This is a genomic window from Streptococcus sp. 27098_8_134, assembly GCF_041431675.1.
Taxonomy (GTDB): Bacteria; Bacillota; Bacilli; order Lactobacillales; family Streptococcaceae; genus Streptococcus; species Streptococcus sanguinis_R.
Map to the genome: position 1 here is coordinate 159814 of NZ_JAPVYD010000004.1, position 23247 is coordinate 183060.

Annotated in this window: 24 protein-coding genes; all 24 read right to left on the reverse strand. The window is 43.4% G+C overall.

The features are described 5' to 3' along the window. Positions 1 to 103: 103 nt before the first annotated feature. Positions 104 to 943 (reverse strand): thymidylate synthase, encoded by an 840-nt coding sequence (locus tag O3620_RS10135; protein WP_002902863.1) that lies wholly within the window; start codon positions 941 to 943, stop codon positions 104 to 106. Between the two features lie 104 nt (positions 944 to 1047). After that, a complete protein-coding gene (locus O3620_RS10140; protein ID WP_002919069.1) occupies positions 1048 to 2007 on the reverse strand; it encodes an ROK family glucokinase in 960 nt (319 codons plus the stop codon). A gap of 112 nt (positions 2008 to 2119) precedes the next feature. Beyond that, positions 2120 to 2530 (reverse strand): GNAT family N-acetyltransferase, encoded by a 411-nt coding sequence (locus O3620_RS10145; RefSeq protein ID WP_002917316.1) that lies wholly within the window; start codon positions 2528 to 2530, stop codon positions 2120 to 2122. A gap of 71 nt (positions 2531 to 2601) precedes the next feature. Then, the gene (locus O3620_RS10150) at positions 2602 to 3189 is read right to left on the reverse strand and encodes a hypothetical protein (protein WP_002917317.1); all 588 of its coding nucleotides are present in this window, start codon (positions 3187 to 3189) and stop codon (positions 2602 to 2604) included. After that, complete coding sequence (locus O3620_RS10155) at positions 3186 to 5054, reverse strand: ABC-F family ATP-binding cassette domain-containing protein (RefSeq protein ID WP_371601697.1); 1869 nt, start codon at positions 5052 to 5054, stop codon at positions 3186 to 3188. Before O3620_RS10155 ends, O3620_RS10150 begins: the two co-directional genes overlap by 4 nt. Continuing rightward, the gene (locus O3620_RS10160) at positions 5051 to 6250 is read right to left on the reverse strand and encodes a CCA tRNA nucleotidyltransferase (RefSeq protein ID WP_371601698.1); all 1200 of its coding nucleotides are present in this window, start codon (positions 6248 to 6250) and stop codon (positions 5051 to 5053) included. Before O3620_RS10160 ends, O3620_RS10155 begins: the two co-directional genes overlap by 4 nt. Continuing rightward, positions 6247 to 7014: a 4-hydroxy-tetrahydrodipicolinate reductase gene (gene dapB, locus O3620_RS10165; RefSeq protein WP_002919075.1), complete on the reverse strand. Its 768-nt coding sequence runs from the start codon at positions 7012 to 7014 to the stop codon at positions 6247 to 6249. The genes O3620_RS10160 and dapB overlap by 4 nt, the downstream gene beginning before the upstream one ends. A gap of 65 nt (positions 7015 to 7079) precedes the next feature. Beyond that, on the reverse strand, positions 7080 to 7928 hold the full coding sequence (locus O3620_RS10170) for a DegV family protein (protein WP_002919076.1): 849 nt from the start codon (positions 7926 to 7928) through the stop codon (positions 7080 to 7082). Positions 7929 to 7930: 2 nt separating this feature from the next. After that, complete coding sequence (locus O3620_RS10175) at positions 7931 to 8305, reverse strand: DUF1149 family protein (RefSeq protein WP_002915309.1); 375 nt, start codon at positions 8303 to 8305, stop codon at positions 7931 to 7933. Positions 8306 to 8431: 126 nt separating this feature from the next. Then, positions 8432 to 10393, reverse strand: a complete 1962-nt coding sequence (locus O3620_RS10180) for a fructose-specific PTS transporter subunit EIIC (RefSeq protein ID WP_002919077.1) — start codon at positions 10391 to 10393, stop codon at positions 8432 to 8434. Beyond that, on the reverse strand, positions 10390 to 11301 hold the full coding sequence (pfkB, locus tag O3620_RS10185) for a 1-phosphofructokinase (RefSeq protein ID WP_002919078.1): 912 nt from the start codon (positions 11299 to 11301) through the stop codon (positions 10390 to 10392). Before pfkB ends, O3620_RS10180 begins: the two co-directional genes overlap by 4 nt. Continuing rightward, positions 11298 to 12041, reverse strand: coding sequence for a DeoR/GlpR family DNA-binding transcription regulator (locus O3620_RS10190; RefSeq protein WP_002919079.1), 744 nt, complete (start codon positions 12039 to 12041; stop codon positions 11298 to 11300). Before O3620_RS10190 ends, pfkB begins: the two co-directional genes overlap by 4 nt. Positions 12042 to 12209: 168 nt before the next feature. Then, a complete protein-coding gene (locus O3620_RS10195) occupies positions 12210 to 13193 on the reverse strand; it encodes a CPBP family intramembrane glutamic endopeptidase (RefSeq protein WP_002919080.1) in 984 nt (327 codons plus the stop codon). A 13-nt stretch (positions 13194 to 13206) separates the two neighbouring features. Beyond that, positions 13207 to 13836, reverse strand: a complete 630-nt coding sequence (locus O3620_RS10200; protein WP_002919083.1) for a TIGR01906 family membrane protein — start codon at positions 13834 to 13836, stop codon at positions 13207 to 13209. After that, a complete protein-coding gene (locus O3620_RS10205) occupies positions 13829 to 14599 on the reverse strand; it encodes a TIGR01457 family HAD-type hydrolase (protein WP_002919085.1) in 771 nt (256 codons plus the stop codon). The genes O3620_RS10200 and O3620_RS10205 overlap by 8 nt, the downstream gene beginning before the upstream one ends. Before the next feature lie 11 nt (positions 14600 to 14610). Further along, positions 14611 to 15351 (reverse strand): acyl-ACP thioesterase domain-containing protein, encoded by a 741-nt coding sequence (locus O3620_RS10210; protein WP_371601699.1) that lies wholly within the window; start codon positions 15349 to 15351, stop codon positions 14611 to 14613. A gap of 3 nt (positions 15352 to 15354) precedes the next feature. Then, entirely contained in the window at positions 15355 to 16485 is a 1131-nt protein-coding gene (gene hemW, locus O3620_RS10215) for a radical SAM family heme chaperone HemW (protein WP_002900447.1), read from the reverse strand. Positions 16486 to 16601: 116 nt separating this feature from the next. Continuing rightward, positions 16602 to 17564, reverse strand: a complete 963-nt coding sequence (locus O3620_RS10220) for an aminoglycoside phosphotransferase family protein (protein WP_371601700.1) — start codon at positions 17562 to 17564, stop codon at positions 16602 to 16604. A gap of 65 nt (positions 17565 to 17629) precedes the next feature. Then, positions 17630 to 18430, reverse strand: coding sequence for a pyrroline-5-carboxylate reductase (gene proC / locus O3620_RS10225; protein ID WP_371601701.1), 801 nt, complete (start codon positions 18428 to 18430; stop codon positions 17630 to 17632). A 2-nt stretch (positions 18431 to 18432) separates the two neighbouring features. Further along, positions 18433 to 19695, reverse strand: a complete 1263-nt coding sequence (locus O3620_RS10230; protein ID WP_002900450.1) for a glutamate-5-semialdehyde dehydrogenase — start codon at positions 19693 to 19695, stop codon at positions 18433 to 18435. Positions 19696 to 19716: 21 nt separating this feature from the next. Further along, a complete protein-coding gene (proB, locus tag O3620_RS10235) occupies positions 19717 to 20826 on the reverse strand; it encodes a glutamate 5-kinase (RefSeq protein WP_032910434.1) in 1110 nt (369 codons plus the stop codon). Positions 20827 to 20942: 116 nt separating this feature from the next. Next, on the reverse strand, positions 20943 to 21839 hold the full coding sequence (locus O3620_RS10240; protein ID WP_223336802.1) for an RluA family pseudouridine synthase: 897 nt from the start codon (positions 21837 to 21839) through the stop codon (positions 20943 to 20945). Beyond that, complete coding sequence (gene lspA, locus O3620_RS10245) at positions 21823 to 22290, reverse strand: signal peptidase II (protein WP_125353116.1); 468 nt, start codon at positions 22288 to 22290, stop codon at positions 21823 to 21825. The genes O3620_RS10240 and lspA overlap by 17 nt, the downstream gene beginning before the upstream one ends. Before the next feature lie 3 nt (positions 22291 to 22293). Further along, positions 22294 to 23196 carry a LysR family transcriptional regulator gene (locus O3620_RS10250; RefSeq protein WP_032912924.1) on the reverse strand — a complete coding sequence of 301 codons (903 nt, stop codon included), beginning with the start codon at positions 23194 to 23196 and terminating at the stop codon, positions 22294 to 22296. Positions 23197 to 23247 lie beyond the last annotated feature (51 nt).

Consider the following 23247-nt stretch of genomic DNA (forward strand, 5'->3'; position numbering starts at 1 on the left):
AACTCTATTCTATCAAATTTGCTGTAAAAAGGCATGTTTAAAGTATGATTCAAGCAGAACTTTTGCAGAGGTTGGACGTTTTCGCATACACTTATCAAAATCGTTAAATAGCCAAATCAAACTTCAGCTGAGGTTTAACGGGATTATAGTCCAACAACTCAAAATCTTCTGCTTTGATATCAAAGAAATTGGTTCCATCCGGAACATTTAACACGAGCCTAGGGTGACAGTCGCTAGGTTCCCGACGCAACAACTCTTCCGCCTGCTCGAACTGATTGTCATAGATGTGCAAGTTATTGATAAAGTAAAAGAACTTACCGACCTTCCAGCCAAAATGCTTGGCAATCATCATCTGCAAAGCCACATACTGCATAGCATTGATATGGTGCGCAACCAACATATCATTTGAGCGCTGAGTCAGAGTTGCATCCAGATAAATGTCTCCATCCACACGACGAACGTCAAACATGGTTTGAAAAGCACATGGAAGCAGGCCATCTGTTTCTTCAAAAGCTTCATAATCCCAGAGAGAGATGATATTGCGACGGTTCCAAGGATTGGCTTCCAACTGTTGGAGAATTTTATTGATAATATTGTGCTTCTTGACAACAGCTCCGTAGCGCTGGCCAATAGTACCTGTATCGCCAACTTCCCAGTCATTCCAATAATGAACATTGTATTTGTCATTGAGCAATTCCAAGCTATTAGACTGGTCTTGATAGATCCAAAGAACTTCCTTGATGGCAGACTTGATGGCAATAGGGCGCAGAGTCGTGATTGGGAATTCTCCCTTGCTCAAATCGTATTCCGCAAAAGAGCCAGTGATATATTTGGAATTGGCCACATTTCCATCCTTGTAGCGCGGACGGGCATTTTCAGAAAAAACACCCTGCTCCATAATTTTTTTAATATTCTCTTTGAAAATCGTATCTGCTAGCGTCATGATTTCTCCTTCGTTCAGTGAGCTTTTTCTAGTATAGCAAATTTTCCATAAAAATTCTCCTACAGACCTTTCTGCAGGAGAACAAATGAAGCATACTTGTAGAATTATTGTAATACCAATGAAGCTGCCCCGATAACGCCAGCATCATTTCCAAGAGTAGCCAAGGCCAACTTGGTTGAAGTGCGAACCTGCGGGAAGCTGTTCTCTTCATAAACCTTGAGCACACCATCCAGCAGGAAGTCACCCGCAGCTGATACGCCACCCCCGATAACGATTGTAGATGGGTTGAGGATAGAGCCGATATTAGCACAGGCAATTCCTAGATAGCGAGCAAAATTGCGATAGACAATCAGAGCTAGCTCATCGCCTTCTTTCGCTAAGTCAAAGACAACCTTTGCATTAACATCTTCACCGTTGTCAATCAGTTTTTTCATCTCAGCATCACCAGCATACTCATCAGCATAGCGGCGAGTCAGATTGACAATACCAGTCGCGGATGCAACCGTCTCCAAGCATCCCTTCTTGCCACAGGTACATTGAATCGGCTGATCGAAGTCAACAGTGATATGACCCAACTCTCCTGCTGCTCCAGCAAGTCCGTGCAAGAGCTTGCCTTCTGCAACGATTCCTCCGCCAACACCTGTACCCAGTGTCATAAAGACTACATCAGGCTGGTTCTCTCCAGCACCCATCCAACGTTCGCCCAAAGCGGCAACGTTAGCATCGTTGTCAATATAGAAAGGAATCCCAGTCGCTTTTTCAATCTTATCCTTGACCGGCTGCAGCGTCTTCCAATTGAGGTTGTAAGCACCAATAACAGTGCCCTTTTCTCGGTCAACAACTCCTGGCGATCCCATACCAATTCCGATAAAATCCTCTGCTGAAAGCTGAAGCAAGTCCAAACGATGCAGGATTGACTCAATCATATCCTCTACGATGTGGCTACCTTCGTCCAAAATATTGGTTTTAATGGACCATTTTTCTTGAATTTCGCCCTCTGAAGTCAAAATAGCAAACTTAATAGATGTTCCACCAAGGTCAATTCCGATTATTTTTTTCGACATGATATTCTCCTCTGTGTTTTATTTATCATCATTATATCAGATTTTTTCAGTAAGGAAAAGGTTTGCATAAAGAAAAGTAAAAATCGAATTTTTCTTTATTCCCAAAGTAAACTCACAAGTCTTTTGTATAATAATATCTTTCACCAGTATAAGGATAGTCTTTCAGCGCAAACACTTCTGTATAGCCGTGCTTTTTATAAAAATCCGGGGCTTGAAATTGATACGTATCCACGAATGAATATTTGCATTTCCTTTCCCTAGCTTCCTGTTCAGCCCTGTACAGTATTTCTGATCCTATGCCTTGCCCTCGTAAATCTTCGCTCACATACAAATACTCAATCTCCAGCCAATTCCCAAAAGTTTCGGCCGACATACCGGCTAGCAGATTTCCTTGTTCATCTTCTACATAGATGTTAAGAGGTTCGCTTTTGGAGGGCTCCCTCTTAGATTGATTGTAGGATCTGATTAAATTTCCCAGTTCCTGTATTTTCTTTGAGTCAGTATTTTCCAATCTTAGTTTCATAGATGCCTCCGTTTCATCTCTAAAGGTTTTAGATTAACAGTATATGAAACTGTTCGGACTATATCTTCACCTTAATTATCCTTCTGACTTGCTCGCCATTGATTATGGTAATCCATCATCGTTTCATAAATATGTTTTGGCTTCTCTTTTTTGAGTAACATAAGAGTAATTTCTAACGACTCAGGGATTCCAAACTTCAATTTTTTACTCTTTCTATAAGCAGTTCTTCTTCTTTTTAAAAGAGGAAGATTTACAGAATGGAAATGAACTGTCAAAATATGTCTCTTATTGAATAATTGGATCTTCCCATAATGTCGAATACGTTCAATTCTATAGTCTATCCTCTGGATTTCTTCCCAACTATAAAACGAAACTTCTCTAAAAAGAAGGGGTCTGAAGTAAAATCCCTGTTCCGTTAGATGAAGAAAACGTTTATCTCTAAACAAACAAAGCCATACTAAAATAGACAGAAAATCAAAAACAATTGTACCTATCACTAAAAACATCTTTTCAATCACAGAAATATTGGAGTCAAATAATAGGTATCCGTTTTTAGATGGTAATACAAGAACTGCAGTCAAAAAGCCAGCAAGAGCGCTCGCCGATATAGCTAAAATGAATATCTTCAACCAGCTCTGCCTAAACACTACTTCTTTCATCCATCTAAACCACTCAGGTATTCATAGCGCTCGTATTTTTCCAGCAGTTTCTCGTTCTGCTCATCCAGTTCTTGCTGGAGTTGAGACAGGCGAGCAAAGTCCGAACCATTCTCTTGCATGGCCGCTTCAATCTCAGAAATCCGCTCCTCCAGCGCCTCGATATCAGCCTCAATAGACTCCCACTCCTGCTTTTCAAAGTAGGTCATGCGCTTTTTCTCCTCGCGCACTTTGGCCGATTTTTCCTTTTCAGTCTTTTGGGAAATAGCAGAGCTTTCTGCTAGAAAGGCTTTTTCATCCAGGTAATCCGTGTAATTCCCGAAAAACTCTCTGATACTTCCATCCTCAAAAGACAAAATCTTGCTGGCTACCTTGTCTAGGAAATAGCGGTCGTGGCTGACTGTAATGACTGGACCTACAAAACCTTGCAGAAAATTTTCCAAGACCGTCAGAGTTGCGATATCCAAATCGTTAGTCGGCTCGTCAAGAAGCAAGACATTCGGCTTTTCCAAGAGAAGTTTGAGCAGATAAAGACGCTTTTTCTCTCCGCCAGAAAGCTTTTCGATTAAAGTTCCATGTGTAGAGCGTGGAAAAAGAAATTGCTCCAAGAGTTCTGCAATGGAAGTCGTTCCACTGCCTATCTTGACCTCCTCGGCCACTTCTTGCAGGTAATTGATGACCCGCTTAGACTCATCCAAGCCTTCGATCTGCTGAGAGAAATAGGCGACTCGGACTGTCTCTCCGATAATGAGCTGACCAGCCTGAGGCTGAAGTTTACCAGCAATCAAATTGAGCAAGGTCGACTTGCCGACACCGTTATCTCCGACGATGCCTATGCGGTCCTTGTTCTGGATTAAAAGACTAAACTGAGTGAGAATAGGTTTATAGTCATAAGCAAAGTCTACATTTTGAAACTCGATGACTTTCTTACCGATACGACTGGTTTCAAAGTTCATTTCCAGATTACTGTCAGTCGTCTGACCGGCCAAATCGTTCTTGAGGTCATGAAAACGATTGATCCGAGCCTGTTGCTTGGTTGCCCGAGCCTGAGGCTGCCGCCGCATCCAGGATAGCTCCTGCTTGTATAACTGCTGCTTCTTATGGAGCAAGGCCGCATCCCGCTCATCCTGCTCTGCTTTGAGACGGACATAGTCTTGATAATTTCCCTGATATTCAACCAAGCGACCGCCATCCAGCTCAAAAATCCGAGTTGAAACATTATCCAAGAAATAGCGGTCGTGTGTGATGAAAAGGACGGTCTTCTTTGAGTTTTTCAAGAAATGCGTCAGCCATTCAATGGTATCAATGTCTAGGTGGTTAGTCGGCTCATCCAGTAAGAGCAAATCGGCATCACCTAAGAGAACCTGGGCCAGCTGCACTCGGCGACGAAGGCCTCCTGATAACTGACCAACCTTGAGAGACAGATTTGTTAGACCAAGTTTGGTCAGGACTGTCTTAACCTGGCTTTCGATTTCCCAAGCATGGAGCGAGTCCATCTCGGCCATAACCGCTTCTAGTCTAGACTGTTGACTTTCATCATAAGCCGTCAGGAGCAGCTCATACTCTCGAATCAACTGCATTTCCCGTAAATCACTGGACAAAACAGTATCAAGCACCGTCTGCTCCTCATCAAAATCAGGCTCCTGAGTCAGATAAGCAATTTTATAGCCTGTCTTAGCAGAAAAAGGGCTGACATCTCCGTCAAAGCCCGACTTTCCCGACAAGACATCCAGCAGCGTTGTCTTTCCTGTTCCATTAACACCAATCAGACCAATCCGGTCTAAATCATGAATGATAAAGGAAATATCCCGAAAAACAGTCTTATCTCCTACTGATTTGGTTAGCTTGTCAACGATAAAATCGCTCATTTCTTCTCCTCGATATAAGCATAAATGGTCTCTAAGTCATTAGGTAAATGGCCATCTACAATAGCGTATTCCAACTCTTTCAGAATTTGACCCAGTTTTGGTCCTGACTCAAAGCCGAACTCCCGCATCAGCATGCCGCCATTGACCACCATTTCCTGCTTGCTGCGAATAGTCAGACTGGCATCAAGATTCTGAATCGCAGAGAAATCAACTACCAAACCTTGCGCCTGTCGAAGCTCCTCTGCTTGTAACAATAAGTCAATATCATAGTCATAACAGTCTCGCTTGGTCAAGTCTCGTTCTGAACGAATGGCCGCAATCTCAACCAAATCTTCTACTTTATTGGCAAATTCACGAGAGGTCTTCCATTTTTTTAGAAATCCTTTGACATTTTGCACATCCAAGGCCAGTAAAAGGGCTGCCCAAGCTTGCTCGGATGCTGAAAAGCAAAAATCTGAAGCCAAGTCAAAGAGCCTTTCTAACTTAGCTCTGCTTCCCTTCAAATCTGGCAAAAATTCTATGGCACCGCTTGTCAAGAGTGCCTCTAAACCGTTGCGCCAAAACGGAGCCAGCAAGAGCTTGTCAAACTCGATAAAAATTCGTTCAAGCGAAATCTTTTCAAGCAAGGGAGCACAATCCTTCATAGCCGCAAAAGTATCTTGCTCCAGGTCAAAATCTAAGGCAGCTTGAAAACGAAAGCCCCGCATGATGCGGAGAGCATCTTCATTAAAACGCTCAGCAGCCGTCCCAACAGCCCGCAAAATCCGATTTTCCAAGTCATCCAAGCCTTGAAAAAGATCGATGACCTGGCCGTTTTCATCCAAAGCTAGAGCATTGATGGTGAAATCGCGCCGCTTAAGATCTTCTTCCAATGAGCGCACAAAAGAAACCTTGCTGGGCCTGCGGTAATCCACATAGACATCCTCGGTCCGGAAAGTCGTCACTTCGTATTCACGGTTATTTTCCAGAACTAAGACAGTTCCATGCTCAATCCCCACATCAACTGTCCGTTCAAAGATACGCTTGGTTTCCTCAGGATAGCTGGAGCTAGCGATATCCACATCGTGAATAGGTCGCTGCAAAAGGGCATCTCGAACAGAACCCCCAACGAAATAAGCTTCAAAGCCAGCCGCTTTTATCTTCTCTAATACTGGCAAAGCCTCCTGAAATTCAGAAGGCAGAGTTTCTAATCTCATAGTAAATGTTCCAATCCATAGACTAATTCTGAGCGTTTGACAACTTCTTTAATAGCGAGATTAACTCCTGTCATAAAGGAAGCACGGTCATAGGAATCATGCCGCAGGGTCAATCCCTCTCCCTGGCTGCCAAAGATTACTTCTTGATGGGCAACCAAACCTGGCAAGCGAACCGAATGGATACGCATGCCATCGAAATCGGCTCCGCGGGCGCCAACTATAGACTCTTCCTCATCAGCAGCTCCCTGCTGCTTGCTTGGTCTTACTTGGCTGATGAGCTCAGCTGTCTTGATAGCTGTCCCACTCGGAGCATCCTTTTTCTGGTCATGGTGCAGTTCGATAATTTCTACATTTGGGAAATACTTAGCTGCCTGAGCTGCAAACTGCATCAGCAAAACAGCTCCCAAAGCAAAGTTCGGAGCAATCAATCCACCCAGCTCCTTTTCTCTAGACAGTTTGATTAACTCTTCCAACTGCTCAGGAGTAAAACCTGTCGTTCCGACCACCGGGTAAAATCCCTGGTCTAGGGCGAAGCGAGTATTTTCATAAGCTACTTTAGGGGTTGTAAAATCAACCCAGACATGGGCTTCCAGTCCAGCCAATTCTTCCTTAGCATTGAAAACAGGAACACCAGCCACTTCTTTTTCATCCGTAAAAGGATCCAGCAGTCCAACTAATTCTAGTTCCGGATCTTCTGTTACCATTTTGTAGGCTGCTTGGCCCATTTTTCCTTTAAAACCAGCAATAATAACTTTAATACTCATGTTTCTCCTCCTTACAGAGATAAGCCCAGACATTCAGACAATCAGACAATCAGACAATCAGACAATCAAACCACAGGAATATAAGCAAGTGCAACGCTACCCTTACCTAGGTGCGTTCCAATGACACTGCCAAAGGTTGCGATAGGAACTTCACTAGTAATACCAATGTCTAGCAGATTTTGCTGAAGCTCAGCTGCTTTTTCTGGCGCATTTCCATGGATAACCATAATCCGATAAGCACCGCCTGCTGTTCTTTCTTGGACAAGTTCCAGCATACGCTTGGTTGCCTTCTTCTCCGTCCGAATCTTTTCAAAAACCTCTATCACACCATGATCGTTAAAATACAGAATAGGCTTGATACTGAGCAGATTTCCCAGAATAGCTGCGCCGTTAGACAGGCGTCCTCCTTTGACCAAGTGGTTCAAGTCATCCACCATGATAAAGGCGCTGGTGCCATCAATCTGCTTTTGAACATTAGCTAAAATTGTTTCAAAATCTAGTCCTTCTTCTGCCCATTCTAGAGCAGATTGAACCATAATACCGAGCGGTGCACTGGTAATCTTAGAATCTGGAAAGGCAATTTGCAAACCATGAAATTCATCTTTCAGATACTGAATGTTTTGATAAAAACCAGAAATTCCGCTAGATAGAAAGAGTCCCAGAACATGGGTATAGTCTTTTCCGTCTAGAATGGTGAGAATCTCTTCTAGGTCAGCAATGCTAGGCTGACTGGTCTTGGGTAGTTCATCTGACTGATCCATTTTTTCATAAAATTCACTAGCTGTTAAGTTTCTGCCTTCGACATAAGTCTCACCAGCAATCACGACTGGAATATCCAAGACGAAAAGATTTTCATTCTCCAGCAGCGAAGCCGGCAGATAGGCCGATGAATCTGTGATAACCGCTAACTTCATAATTAAAACTCCAAATTAATGCCTGGCAAATCCAGAGCAATTTCTGTCACTTCATAAGTCAAGCGATTGAGCATGGTCAAGCAAGGCCGAGCCAGTTCTTCTACTTCATCGTGGTCAAATTCACTTGGTTCCTCAATAAGGCGACCGTGAATGTGGTTGGCTTGCGAAATAGTTCCGCTGATAACAAAATTCTCAAAAACAATCATAAAGGTCAAAATCACAATCAATGAAGTTGTGTGGGCTTCGACATCTCTTTTTACCAATTGGAAATTCACATCAACCTTGGTTTCAGGTGTTCCATTTTCTTTTTCCCACTCAAAATTTCGGGCGTCAAAATGGTACTGACTAACAAATTCTTTTTCGCGCTGTATGTTCATTTTTATTCTCCTAAAAATATGCGATAGGCCCATTATACCATATATCGAGCGAAGTTTCCATGCTAAAATTTCAAGATAAAAACACAAAAAAGAACCTCACTAACAAAAGCGAGATTCTTTTAAATATTATTTTTTAAGTGGTTTGCGCAGGTAACCAAAGATAATACCGCTGACTACTGCACCAATCAATACATATACCAAGTAAAGGATTGGATTGTTTGTCAATCCGATAACGAAGATTCCTCCGTGAGGAGCCATGAGCTTGATACCAGACAAGCCTACAAGAGCACCTGTAAGAGCGGAACCTACGATAAAGCTTGGAATAGCACGGGCTGGGTCAGCAGCTCCAAACGGAATCGCTCCTTCTGTAATGAAAGATAGTCCCATAACAATGTTTGTCAAACCTGAATCACGTTCTTCTTCAGTGAATTTATGTTTGAACAAAAGAGTCGCAATAAATACTGCCAAAGGCGGAACCATACCAGCTGCCATTACCGCTGCCATAACAGGAGAACCACCAGTTGAAACAGTGCTTGCCAGTGTACTAGTACCAAATACGTAAGCAGCCTTATTAACCGGCCCACCCATATCGACAGCCATCATACCACCGACTAAGAGACCGAGGAGGACAGCAGAGCTTCCGCTCAGACTTGCCAAGAAATCGTTCAGGGCTGTATTGATTGCTGACATTGGAATATTGACCGCCAACATCACAAATCCAGTCACAAGAACGCCCAGAAGAGGCAAGAGCAAGATTGAACGGATACCTTCAAGTGAGCGAGGCAGACCTGCAAGAAGCTTGCGAAGAAGCAGGATAACACCACCAGCTAGGAATCCTCCTACCAAAGCACCAAGGAAACCTGATGATACACCAACTAAATCAAGAGTTTTCTGACCGCCTTCAGCGTAGGCAACACCGCCAAATGATGCACCGCTGCTTGCAATTGCACCAGCTACGAAACCAGAAACCAGACCTGGCTTTTCAGCGATTGAGTAAGCGATATAACCAGCTAATACTGGCAACATGAAGCCAAAGGCCGCTCCACCAATTGTTTTAAACTGCGCTGCAATCTCATGATAACTCCCCAGATTAGAAAGCTGTTCCTTTGGTACACCTAAGATCTGATCCAGTAAGAAAGCAATGGCAATCATAATACCGCCACCAATAACGAATGGCAACATTTGAGAAACACCGCTCATCAAGTGTTTGTAAAAAGCGCCGCCCAGACTAAGTTTCTCATTGCTTGATTCTGCCGCACCTCCACCGTTAGCTGCCTTGTAAATCTCTGCATTTCCAGAAAGGGCAAGATTAATCAGTTCTTCTGTCTTACGAATACCGTCTGCAACTGGACGATTGATCAACGGCTTGCCGTCAAAGCGATTCATCTCTACGGCCTTGTCAGCTGCGATGATAACAGCTTTAGCATTTTTGATATCTTCTGCTGTCAGCTTATTTCCAACACCACTAGCACCGTTAGTTTCAACCTTGATGCCGACACCCATTTCAGCAGCGACCTTCTGCAAAGCCTCTTGAGCCATGTAGGTATGCGCAATCCCTGTTGTACAAGCTGTTACGGCTACAAGGAAGTCTCCGCCTTCATTGGCAGGTTCGACGACAGCAGGTTCTTCTGCTTTTTCTGAAGCTTGGTCAAAGAGCTCAATCACCTGATCAGGCGAAGTCACTCGGCGCAATTTATCCGCAAAACCACCCTTCATCAAGTATTGAGACAATTCAGCCAAGGCAGCCAAGTGAGTATCGTTAGCACCTTCTGGAGCTGCAATCATGAAGAAAAGATCAGTTGGCTGGCCATCCAAACTTTCATAATCGACGCCTTTATTTGACTTGGCAAAAAGGACAGTCGCTTCTTTCACTGCAGAATTTTTGCTGTGAGGCATAGCGATTCCATCACCCAGGCCTGTAGAAGTCAAGGCTTCACGAGCCAAAATCCCTTCTTTGAAAGTCTCGAAGTCTGTCACATAACCATGATCCACTAGGCTCTGAATCATTTCTTCGATAACAGCTTTTTTCTCTGTTGCCTGCAAGTCTAGCAACATCACATCTTTTCTTAGTAAGTCTTGAATTTTCATATTTTTTCTACCTCTACTTTTTCATAGATTTCTTTTATGTAATCAGCTGTCGCCAAGTCATCTGAGAAGGTGGTTGCTGTTCCGCAGGCCACTCCCCATTTGAAGGCTTGGATAACATCGCCAGAGCGGACAAACTCTCCGGTAAATCCAGCTACCATAGAGTCGCCAGCACCAACAGAATTTTTCACATTGCCCTTGATAGGTTTAGCGAAGTAAGCACCCTCTTGAGTTACCAGCAGGGCACCGTCACCAGCCATGGAAATGATGACATGCTGGGCACCCTTGTCTAAGATTTGACGGGCATACCTCTCAATCTGATCCAAGCTTTCGAGCTTGACTCCGAAAATATCACCTAGTTCGTGGTTGTTAGGTTTGACCAAAAGCGGCTCAAACTCCAAAGAATCCAGTAACGTCTGACCTTCAAAGTCACAGACAACTTGTGCTCCCGTCTTTCTGGTCAGTCCAATCAACTCCTTGTAAACAACATTTCCTAGATTTTTAGGACTGCTGCCTGCGAAGACTACCGTATCTTCTAAAGTCAGAGAAGAAAGAAATGATTCCAACTCTTCTAGTTTCTGACTGGAAATTTCTGGACCTGGTCCGTTAATCTCTGTCTCAGCATCTGCTTTAATCTTGACATTGATACGAGTATCCTGCTCAACTTCTACAAAATGGCTGCAAATTCCTTCTTCTTCCAGAGTATCTGTGATGAACTTACCAGTAAACCCACCGATAAAGCCAGTCGCTGTATTCTCAATACCTAGACGTTTGAGAACTCGGCTAACATTGATTCCCTTCCCGCCAGCGAATTTGTCGTCACTGTCCATCCGATTGACGCTTCCTATAAGGACTTTGTCCAGACGGACAATATAGTCGATGGAAGGGTTTAGTGTGACAGTATAAATCATACTTCAATCACCTCCGTTTTTTCTTTCAGCGCTTGAATCACTTCTGATTCATTTTGATTAGTAATAATGCTTGCTTTGGCAAGAGGAGCGACCTTGACAAAGGACGTCTGTCCTAGTTTAGAAAGATCAGCCAACACATAAGTCTTCTTAGCGTTCTCTAAAATCGCTCTTTTGACAGCTCCTTCTTCCATATCTGGAGTGGTAAAGAAGCCATCGTCAATGCCATTCATTCCAATAAAGGCCTTATCGAAATTCAACTGACCGATTTGATTCAGAGCCACACCGCCGATGCTAGCATCCGTTGAACGCTTGACCTTTCCGCCGATAATGACCGTCGGGATATTGCGCTCCACCAACTTGGTCGCATGGTGAATGGAGTTGGTGACGACTGTCACTCTAGGGTCATGCAGCTCATTGACTAAGAGCTCATTGGTTGTCCCCGCATCAATAAAAATCACATCATGCTCTTGAATCAAAGTAGCTGCCATCTTGGCAATAGCTGACTTTTCTTGAATGCTTTTGATAGATTTTTCCTGATTACTCTCTTCTTCCTGTAGAAAATGAAGGCTCTCGGCTCCACCATGAACTCGTCGCAGCTTGTGCTCGCTCTCCAACTCATCCAAATCTCTTCTGATAGTTGATTCTGAAGTGTTTAAAGCATGTACTAGATAATCTAAAGAAACAAATTTTTCTCTTATGACTGTCTCTAAAATAACTTGCTTTCTTTCCGACTTCAGCATAAAGCACCTCCTTTGGAATCGTTTACGATTATTATTATACCTCTTTATTTTTCAATGTCAAGCACTTTCTATCAAAATCTTTCATTTTCTATCTTTTTATCGAACAAAAAAAGCTGGACTATATCCAACTTCTTTCATATCATTGCATAGTTGCCAAATAAAAGGCAATTAGCTTTTATTGATCAAGGATACAATATAGGCTGCCATAACAGGCAGAAAGGTTCCAAGAAAAGTAAACACAACCAGAACCCAGAACCAGACTGATTTAAAAGCCTGTCGGTAGGTTCCTGGGAGCGAACGATTGGCATCAATGTATTCCTTAAATTTTGGCCATTTCAAGATTAAGAGCAAAAGAAATACTGTACTGCCAGCGATTAATAGGCCGTAAAAAACGATGTTAACAATAGGCTCTGGAGCTTTTTTTGAAAGAAAAGCTATACCTTCTGCTATGACAAAGTTATTGAGAGCATGAAAAATGATAGACCAGATAATCGAATACTCAAAAGCGATATAGCCAAAACCTAAACCAATCAAACTAGCAAAATAAAACTGATAAAGATTTTCATGAAAGAGACCAAACAAAATCGCAGTCAGAAGAATGGCAAAAATCTTTCCATGCTTCTCTAACGCTCTCAATCCAGCACCTCTGAAAATAATTTCCTCCGTAACCGGAGCCATCAAGGATGAATAAATCAACATGGTCAGTGTTTCAGAACCGCCGCCTCCTGATTCCATACTAGAAAGATCTAGATTGAAGAGTTGCATGATAGCCTGCATGATCTGATTGACAACAGCTGTAAACATTTGGGCGAATAAAAGGAAGCAAATCATATAAAAGAAAACTTTAGGAGTCATCTTCCGCCCCTTGCGACGAAGGTCGTATTTAAAGAGCTGCTTACCCCGAGACACAGTGAAAGTAAGAACACCGAGACAGGAAGCTAGAATATAGGCTCCACCGTCCTTTTCCATGAATTTGGTAACAATGTCTTGCGTCTTTTGAATGTCCATACCTTGCCCTGACATGATGACAAAAAAGGCAACAAATACGTAAATGAAGACAGCAGCAAGCATAACCCATAAATAAGTAAAGCAAGTCGCTGAAAATCGTCCTAGATCTTTTTTAGGATTTAAAGGTTCGGGTATATAATACATAAAATCTCCTGTTTTAAGTTTGCTCTTTATCCTTTCTGCTCAGAAAATACAAGGTCAAAAAGATTCCCTCATAAAGCAAAGCAAAAAGAATAAAGGCGTGCATAAAAAATTCTTCTGGCAGAATCCAAATGACTGGATCCTTGGCCGGGTCAAACATCCAAGTATTGTCTCCGGCAAAGAGAACCTGATGAAAGAGAGTGAAAAAATTGTTAAAACCAATCATAAAAGCCAGTCCAGCAAAGACAAACGGCAAGAGGCTAATCACTAGAAAAGCCCGTCTGTAGAGACCTAAAAATCCCTTTTTGACTACTTTTTTGATAAAGAAAATCAAAGCAGGCAGAGCAACTAGAAAAATAGCTTGCGCCAAGTGAAAAAGATACTTGACTGCCTGAAAATGATGCAGACCTGCTGCTGACGAACGAAAATCCGGCATCGCCAGTTTCTGACTAAAAGGATTGGTCAGGTAATTCATCAAAATATTAAAATTATACTGAATGGTCTCTGCTTTCAAATAAACCTTATCCGGCAAGTTGAAATAAGAAATCTCCATCGGATATAAGAGCCAAGCCAGATAAATGGTTAGCAAGATAGCTGCCGCCAACAAGCACAAGACACTGGCTGAAAATCTCAACTTATCACGCATCGAAGTCCCACTCCGCTAGACTGGACAAGACATGCGTTGGTTGGATAGGCAGATTGGGCACCTCTTCTGGCAGGGTAAAACCTGTCGTCACCAAGAGAGTCGGAATGCCATTGTCAATTCCCGCTCGAATATCTGTCAGATAGTTATCACCCACCATGACCACTTCTTCACGCGCCAGTCCTAGATGCTCTATGGCTTTTTCCATGATGATGGCATTGGGCTTGCCGATAAAGGTGGGCTCAACCCGAGTGGCTGCTTCCAAGAGGGCGTTGATAGCACCCGCTCCCGGCTGCAGACCTCGTTCTGTCGGAATATTAAGATCTGGATTAGTTCCGATAAAGTGAGCACCCTTTTGAATGGCCAGAGTCGCTATTGTCAGCTTCTCATAGTCCACTTCCCAGTCCAGACCCACTACTACATAGTCAGGATTTTCTGTGTCCTCTATATATCCAGCTTCTTCAATGGCATGTTTAAGCCCGACATCACCAATAACGTAAGCTTTCTTGCCTAGATTTTTCTCCTGCATATAGTCAATGGTAGCTAAAGTCGCTGTGTAAATTGTCTCAAGCGGCGTCTCAATATTGAAATTTTCAGCCAGCATGGTTTGCACTGCTTCTGGCGTGCGTGTGGTATTATTAGTCACGAAAAGGTAGGGAATCTTACGCTTCTGCAACTCATGCACAAAAGCTTCACCAGCCGGAATCCGGCTCTTTCCCTTATAAATCGTCCCATCTAAATCAATCAAATATCCTTTATAAGTCATGTCTGCTCTTCCTAATTCTCTTGTTTAAACTCTTGCCAGGTCACCAAAGCCTGGGCATTGACTTCGCCGTCACTAGAAATCTGGTGATTGCTCTGCAAACCTTCTAAGTCATAGTTAGAAGCAATCATGCCGCCCGGACGGACTTCCTTGACATACTTGAGATGGACTTTCTTGGGAATGTGCTGAGTGAGGAAGTCTGCACCCATGACCTCAAAGATCCAGTCCAGATACTTGCTATTGTTGACATGTCCGTTCATATCCAAGTCATAAAAGCGTACATGGTAGTCCTTGCTGACAGGATTTTCCAAGTCTGGATACTTAGGACCGCGCAGTAATTTCTTGGAAAAGTCAGACTGGTATGGCGCTACAATCTCCGGATCAACGGCACGAACCTTGCGGCTATCCCGATCCATAAGGACAAAGGTTGCCATCATCTGAATAATGGCCTGACCTGCTTCATCAAAAATCGTGAAGCGACGGTAGCAAAAGAGCCGATTATAAGTTAAGGCTTCTGTTTCGATAGTAATCTCCTCTGCAAATCGTGGCAAACGTGTCACATCAATATCATAGTCCGTGATAATCCAAACCAGATTATGCTGCTCCAGCATATCCTTATCACTGACACCAAGCTCAATCGACTGCATCCCTGATACCTGCAAGGATAGCAGGATGACATCCGGCAGCTTGATATGGCCATTCATATCTGCCATATCAAAAGGAATTTTCATTTTCATTTGATAAGTTAAGCCCATGATTTACTCCAATATAAATTTCTCAGCAACCGTATCGCCCAAAAAGAGGCCTTGTTTGGTCATGCGTACGATATCTCTGTCTGGCACTAGCAAGCCCTGCTCAGTCAGTTCAGCCACAACAGCTCCGTACTGATCTTCAAAGGAAATACCGAATTTTTCCTCAAAACGCTTTTTAGAAACACCTGACTTCTTCCGCAATCCTAGAAACATCTCTTCTTCCATCTTTTCATTCAGTGTCAGCACTTCTTCCTGCACACGGGCATTGCCCGCTTCCACTGCCTGCAGATAATGACGAATCGGTCCATGGTTTTTATAGCGGACACCATTGACATAGCCAGACGCTCCTGCTCCGATACCATAATACTCCGCATTATCCCAGTACATGAGGTTGTGGCGGCTCTCAAATCCTGGCTTAGAAAAGTTAGAAATCTCATAATGCTCAAAACCCGCCTTTTCCAGCTCAGCTATAATGTAGTCAAACATCTCCGCTTCCAAGTCTTCCTTGGGTAGAGGCAGCTTCCCTCGCCGCATCCGATTCATGAAGACCGTATGATTTTCCAAAATCAAGCTATACAAACTCATGTGGGGAATGCCCAGAGCAATAGCCTTGGCTACATTGATTTTCACATCTTCCATAGTCTGCTTGGGCAGGGCATAAATCAGGTCAATCGAGATATTATCAAAACCTGCTTTTTTGAGATTGGCAATATTCTCGTAGATGTCCTTTTCTGAGTGACTGCGGCCAATCTGCTTGAGCATGCGGTCATTGAAAGTCTGTACGCCCAACGAAACCCGATTGACAGGCGAGTCTTTAAGTACAGCAATCTTCTCCTGATCCAAGTCCCCAGGATTGGCTTCAATAGTCAGCTCTTCTAGATAAGACAAGTCCAGCTTGTCTGTCAGCTTTTCCAGCAAAAAAGCCAACTGACGCGCCGATAGAGCGGTCGGAGTCCCACCACCGATATAGAGGGTACGGAGCTTTTTGATGTCGTAAGAATCATACTCCTCAATCAAATGCTCCAGATAACTATCTACCGGCTGATTTTTGATAAAAACCTTGGAAAAATCGCAGTAATAACAAATCTGAGTACAAAAAGGAATGTGCACATAAGCAGAAGTAGGTTTGGTTTGCATAGTAAGATTATAACATAAATCACAAAGACAAGCGGGATAAATATTGGATTAATAAGGTTAAAATCATAATTGCCAAATCCCTGCTTCAAGCTTTAAACATTTTTATTAAGCAAGTATTATTCAGTAATTTTCGATATGAGAAAATCAATCATTTCTTCTTCTTTGTTGAATTTTTCTTTTTGATACTTGATTAAGCCAGCTTCTTTTAGATTTTCATTCAGATAATACAAATGAATATCTAAAAATCTCTGCAAGGCATAACGAAAACAAACTGTTTTATCGATTGGTCTGGAATAATATTTAAAAAAACGATCTAGCATTTCTTCATATTTTGACCTTTCAACTTTCTGCAGGATTCCCCAAAACAAGGTTCCAATATCCTCTTCAGGCAATGAATATCTGCAATCTCCAAAATCCAATATGACTACTTCCTTTTCGCAAAGCAGCAAATTTTCATTATGTAAGTCGTTATGAATAAAAATATTCCCCCTCTCAGATTTCATTGACTTCAAAATTTCTGTGTTCTCTTGAAATATTTTCCACAATGCCTGATAGCCTGGAATGATTCTTTCAAGCTGAGGATTGTAAGAAAAAGCTCTGAAATGCAAAGAAGAAATCAAGTCGTCATAAAAGGAGACTCTTTCAAATGTCATCAAATATCTCTGAGAAAAATTATGTATATTTGCTAATTTTCGAGCAAGTTTTGTCAAATTATAGGAAGAGAAAGTCATTCGTTCACCTCTTAAATAAGGATATTTCAGAAAAAAGAGAATTCCAGCCTTCACATCCAGCCGATGAATGAACTTCCCATCTGGAAAAGACAGATACCGAAGCGGATTTAACTTGTTCTCGTATAAAGTATTGACAAAATACACTTCTCTTTCTAGATACGGAAAGACTTGCGAAAAAATTGGCGAACTTTTGGCCAAATAAAGCACACGAACCACCAACTGGCCATCAATCAAATAATTTAGATTTTCACTACCTTTTGAGAGCTGAGAAATCTGACAATCATGACCATACCATTTATGAAGATTATTCAAGATAAAATTTTCATCCGCAAATTGTTGAAAGAACATAATTCCCCCTCTGATTTGACTACCAACCTATACAAAATCTACCAGCTTAAAACTGGTAGATTTCTTTATTTCCCCAACTCCTGCGTCCTCTTGTAGGCAGCTTGAACGGCATCCATGACCGTTCCTCGAAAGGCATTTTCTTCCAGACTGGCTACCCCGGCGATGGTCGAACCGGCCGGACTGCAGACCTGGTCTTTGAGCTGAGCCGGATGTTGCCCACTGACCTGACTTAGCTTGGCAGCGCCTAAGAGAGTTTGATTGGCTAGTTCAAGCGATATATCGCGACTGAGTCCTGCTCGGACACCAGCGTCCGCTAAGGCCTCTATAAATAGATAGACGAAAGCTGGTCCACAGCCAGCAAGAGCTGTAGCCGCATCTAACTGTTTTTCCTCTAGTTTTACTAAAAGGCCAGCTGAAGACAGAAGCTCACGCAACAAGTCTTCATCCGCTTGATTCGCCTGCTGAGATAAGCTATAGGTAATAACACCCTCACCTACAGCTACCGGTGTATTAGGCATGATCCGAATCCAACGATGGTGGCTAGGTGTCAATTTTTCTAATAGCTCCAAGCTCAGACCCGCAGCCATCGAAACCAGCAGAAGAGACTCGCGTTTTTCTAGAATTTCCTGATAATCAGCCAGCAAGTCAGCAAATTGAGCTGGTTTGATTCCCAGAAAAATAATTTCTGCCTGAGCAAAAACTTCTGCATTACTAACCGGTTGTCCACCAACTTCCGCAGCAATCTTTTCAGCCTTGTCACGACTGCGATTGGCCAGGAGTAATTCGCTTCTAAATCTTTCATCTTGGGCAATTAGGCGAGCCAAACTGCCACCCATATTTCCCAAACCGATAAATCCAATGTTCATCTTTATTTCCTCACTTGACCAGTCCCTTGGATGACGTATTTATAGCTGGTCAACTCTTTCAGTCCCATAGGACCTCTGGCATGTAGTTTTTGAGTAGAAATCCCCATTTCGCAACCAAGGCCAAACTGACCGCCATCTGTAAAGCGGGTTGAAGCATTGACATAAACGGCCGCACTATCGACCTGCTCTGTGAAATAAGCTGCCGCTGAATCGTTCTCCGTCACAATGGCATCCGAGTGATGGGTGCTGTGAGCCTCAATATGCTCCACCGCTTCTTCCAGCGAAGAAACTAGCTTGACCGCTAAGACATAGTCCAAAAATTCGGTATCAAAATCTTCCGGTCTAGCTTGCGAGCCTGAGATATACTGAGCCGCTTTCTCATCCAAACGTAATTCAATAGTTTTTTCTTGCGCAGCAACACGATCAGTCACCAACATCTTCTGCAAACGTGGTAAAAATCTTTCTGCAATCTCTTCATGAACCAGCAGTACCTCCATGGCATTGCAGACAGAAGGGCGACTGGTCTTGGCATTCTCAATAATCGCCAAAGCCTTGTCTTGATCAGCATCCTTATCTACATAGACATGGACAATTCCAGTACCTGTCTCAATAACCGGCACAGTCGCATTTTCCACGACCGCCTGAATCAGTCCAGCACCTCCGCGAGGAATGAGTAAATCCAGATATCCCTTGGCCTTCATCATGGCCTGGGCGGAAGCCCGACTGGTATCAGAAACCAACTGGATACAATCCGGCGAAATCTTCGTCTGAGCCAAACCTTCTTTCAAAGCTGTGACAATGGCTAGCGCTGTCTGATAGGCATCCTTGCCGCTTCTGAGGACGACTGCACTACCACTCTTTAGAGCCAGAGCTGCTGCGTCAGAGGTGACGTTAGGCCGGCTTTCGTAGATAATCCCAATCACGCCCATAGCCACCCGCTTTTTACTGATGACAAGGCCGTTATCAAGCTCAGTCCTTTCCAAGACTTGCCCTACAGGATCCTCCAAGTCAATCAACTGGCGAATGCCCTCTGCCATGGCAGCAATCCGCTCCTCATCCAGATAGAGGCGGTCCAGCATCACATCTGAAATCCTACCTTTAGCCGTGGTCATATCCAATTCATTGGCTGCTAAAATATCCGCACGAGAAAGCCAGAGCTGCTTTGCCATTTCTTCTAAAGCATGGTTTTTCTCAGCAGTTGTGGCTGTATTAATCGTCTTCTTGACTTTCTGAACCTTTTCAAAAATCGCTTGTGTTGAGGTCATAGCTTCTCCTTTCCTCGTCTTCTAAAATTCTGCAAATAAATCATTTAACTCCGGTGTCAGAGAAATCCAGTCATCCCGATGAATGACAACACCTTTAGGTTTATTTGACTTGAGCATATCTTTAAGAGCAGACTTGCCAAAACGCACGCGCCCTTTACCAAGAATAGCTCCACTGCCTTCTTCATAAACCGTCACCGTATCTTGATAGGCAAAGTTACCCGATACAGATACAAGACCAGACACCAACAAACTTTTTCCCTTATTTCTGAGAGCATCAGCTGCTCCTTGGTCTACATAGATTTCCCCTTGACTTTTAGCATAGAAAGCAAGCCATTGCTTCTGCGTTTTTAGACCCTTTTCCTGGGCTAAAAAGAGACTGCCATCCTTGGTTTCCTCCGCTGCTTCAAGCAGAGCATCAGACTTGAGTGAAGAGCAGATATAGACCGGAACACCAGACATGGTTGCCAGAGTTGCAGCTTTTATCTTTGTCAGCATACCGCCAGTCCCATTGCTCGTTCCTGCACCGCCAGCCATATCAATCAGCTCAGAGCTAATCTTCTCAATCTTTTCCAGTCGACGAGCATCTGGATTGGTAGAGGGATTGGCCGTGTAGAGTCCATCGACATCTGTCAAAAGCACCAAGAGGTCCGCCTGAACCATGGCTGCCACCTGAGCACTCAGTGTATCATTATCCCCAACCTTGAGCTCCTCGATGGCCACCGAGTCATTTTCATTGATGATAGGAATGGCGCCGCGATTCAGCAAGACAGACAAGGCCTGATGGGCATTTTTGTAACGCCGCTTATCTGCAAAATCATCCTGGGTCAAAAGAATCTGAGCAGATATGATTTGTTTCAAAAGAAGATTGGTTGTATATTCCTCCAAAAGCAAACCCTGTCCAACCGCAGCTGAAGCCTGTTTGTCCGCCACCTTGGTCGGTCGCTTTTTAAAGCCCAGAGAAGAAAAACCTGCGGCAATAGCTCCTGATGAGACCAAGATTAACTCATGTCCCGCCTCGTGCAAGAGCGCCAACTGCCGTGTAATTTCCTTTACCTTGGCGCGTGACAGACTGCCATCTGCGTTTGTCAATGACGAAGTCCCCACCTTAAATACGATTCGCTTTGCTTTCATTTCCTTTTCCTTCACTGCTAGATTGTCTTATTATACCACGATTTACGGAAAATAAAAACGACCGCGGTTGAAGCGGCCAAAGGAAAATTTGTATTTTAATGATGAATGGACTTGCGCTATCCTTGTCGCAATTTTTCTAAGGTTTCTTGGAAAATAGCTGGCACTTCAGCTGTAAATTCCAGCACTTCACCAGTTCTAGGGTGAGTAAAGCCCAAAGTTCGCGCGTGCAGAAATTGGCCATGTCCTTTCAGAGTTTTACGAGGTCCGTAGACTTCATCTCCAGCCACAGGATGTCCAATGTAAGCCATATGGACGCGGATCTGATGAGTTCGTCCTGTTTCCAGCTGAAGCTCAACCAAGCTATAGTCACCAAAACGTTCCAAGACTTGGAAACGCGTCAGAGCTGGCTTGCCTTTGGCAGTCACTGCCTGCTTCTTGCGGTCTTTTTCACTACGACCAATCGGTGCTTCAATCACTCCACGGTCATTAGGCAGATTTCCATGAACAATAGCCCAATACTTGCGTAGGGATTTCTTATCCTTGAGCTCATCAGCCAGAGCCACATGAGCTTGGTCATTTTTTGCAATCATAAGAAGCCCTGAAGTGTCCTTGTCAATCCGATGAACAATCCCCGGACGGAGGACACCGTTGATGCCAGAGAGGTCTTGGATGTGGTACATAAGGGCGTTGACTAGCGTACCGCTGGTATGGCCCGCAGAAGGATGAACCACCATTCCCTGAGGTTTATTGATGACTGCCACATCCTCATCTTGATAGACGATTTCTAGCGGAATATCTTCAGCTACATACTCAACCACTTCCGGCTCAGGCAGCTCATAATAGATGATGTCACCTTCTTTGACAGCGTATTTGGCTTTTTTGGCTTGTCCATTGACCAAAATCCGGCCGTCCTTGATCTGCTCATTAGCCAAACTCCGTGATAGGTATGTCAGCTCAGCAACCGCCTTGTCCAATCGCTGACCAGCAACTGATGCCTCAATTCTTACTTCCATCTTTTTCTTCCTTCAAAATCATCAGCAGTAAAATAGCTACACCAAAGGTCAGATACATATCAGCCAAATTGAAAATAGCAAAATTAATAAAATCTAACTGAAACATGTCCACGACAAAACCTTGACGTATCCGGTCAATAAAGTTCCCCAAACCGCCAGCAATCACCAAGGTCAGCCCAGCCAGCATCCACTTTGAGGCATTGAGGTGCTTGATGAGGTAGTAAACAGCTCCGCCGATGACCAAAAATGTCACTAAAGTAAAGAGCCATTGCTGATTTTCCAGCATGGAGAAGGCTGCGCCGGTATTCTGAAGATAGGTCAGACTCACCAGATGCGGAATTAAACTCTTGACCTGCCCCAGCTTAAAACCGCTGACAATATATAACTTAACCAGCTGGTCTACAGCAATAAGAACCAAGACTGCAAAAGGAATAATAATTTTTCTTTTCATACTTTATTTTTTCTGTGCAAAATACTCTTTCATAACCGATACAAAGTCTTCCCCGACCTGAGTCAGCTCCACATCTTCACGCTTGACATAGACCATGTGGTTGTCCAAATTGTCACGAAGCTTGATGACAGTAATACCATTTACACTGTTACTGTCCAAAAAGCCAGATCCGGTCGCATAAGCATCGGTTCGCTCCAAAATCCCATTCAAAGTTGCACGGTCCGTCACATTAAACATCTGTGAGCTGGCACTGGTATCGACAAAATTCTCTGAATAATAGAGATACTCGTCCTTTTCCTGAGTGAAACGAACAGTCGGCAAGGCTGCCAAATCTTCCATGACCAACTCCTTCTTCTGAGTCAGAGGGTGATCTTCCCGCAGGTAAATATGGGTCTGAAAAGGAATCAGCTCAATTACTTCCAAGCCTAGCTTTTCCACCCGCTGCATAATGCCCTTGGTATTCTGATTATTAAGGTAGATAATGCCGATTTCACTATGGCCTTGCGCTACTTCATCCAGAATCTGCACGGTTGTTGACTCAAAAATCCGGAAGTTCTTATACTCTGGATAGGTCTGAGAAAATTGTGTAATCAAAGGCGGCAAAAAATCATAGTGCTGGCTGGCAATAGAGAACTCATCACGCTCCTCCTCAGAATTGGCATATTGGTTTTGAAAGACATCAAAACCTTTGACCAAATCTTGAGCTTTTTCGTAAAACTCCATTCCTCGGCGAGTCAGAAAAGTCCCGCTGCTGGTCCGTCGAAAAATCTTGAAACCCAGCTCTTTTTCCAGATCACGGACAGAGATAGACAGACTAGGCTGGCTGACATACATTTTTTCCGCAGCTTCTCGAAAAGTCCCACTATTAGCAATGGCGACCACATAACGCAATTGTTGAATATTCATAACATTTTCCTTCTTTACATATCGTCTCATTATACCATAAACAAAGGCAGA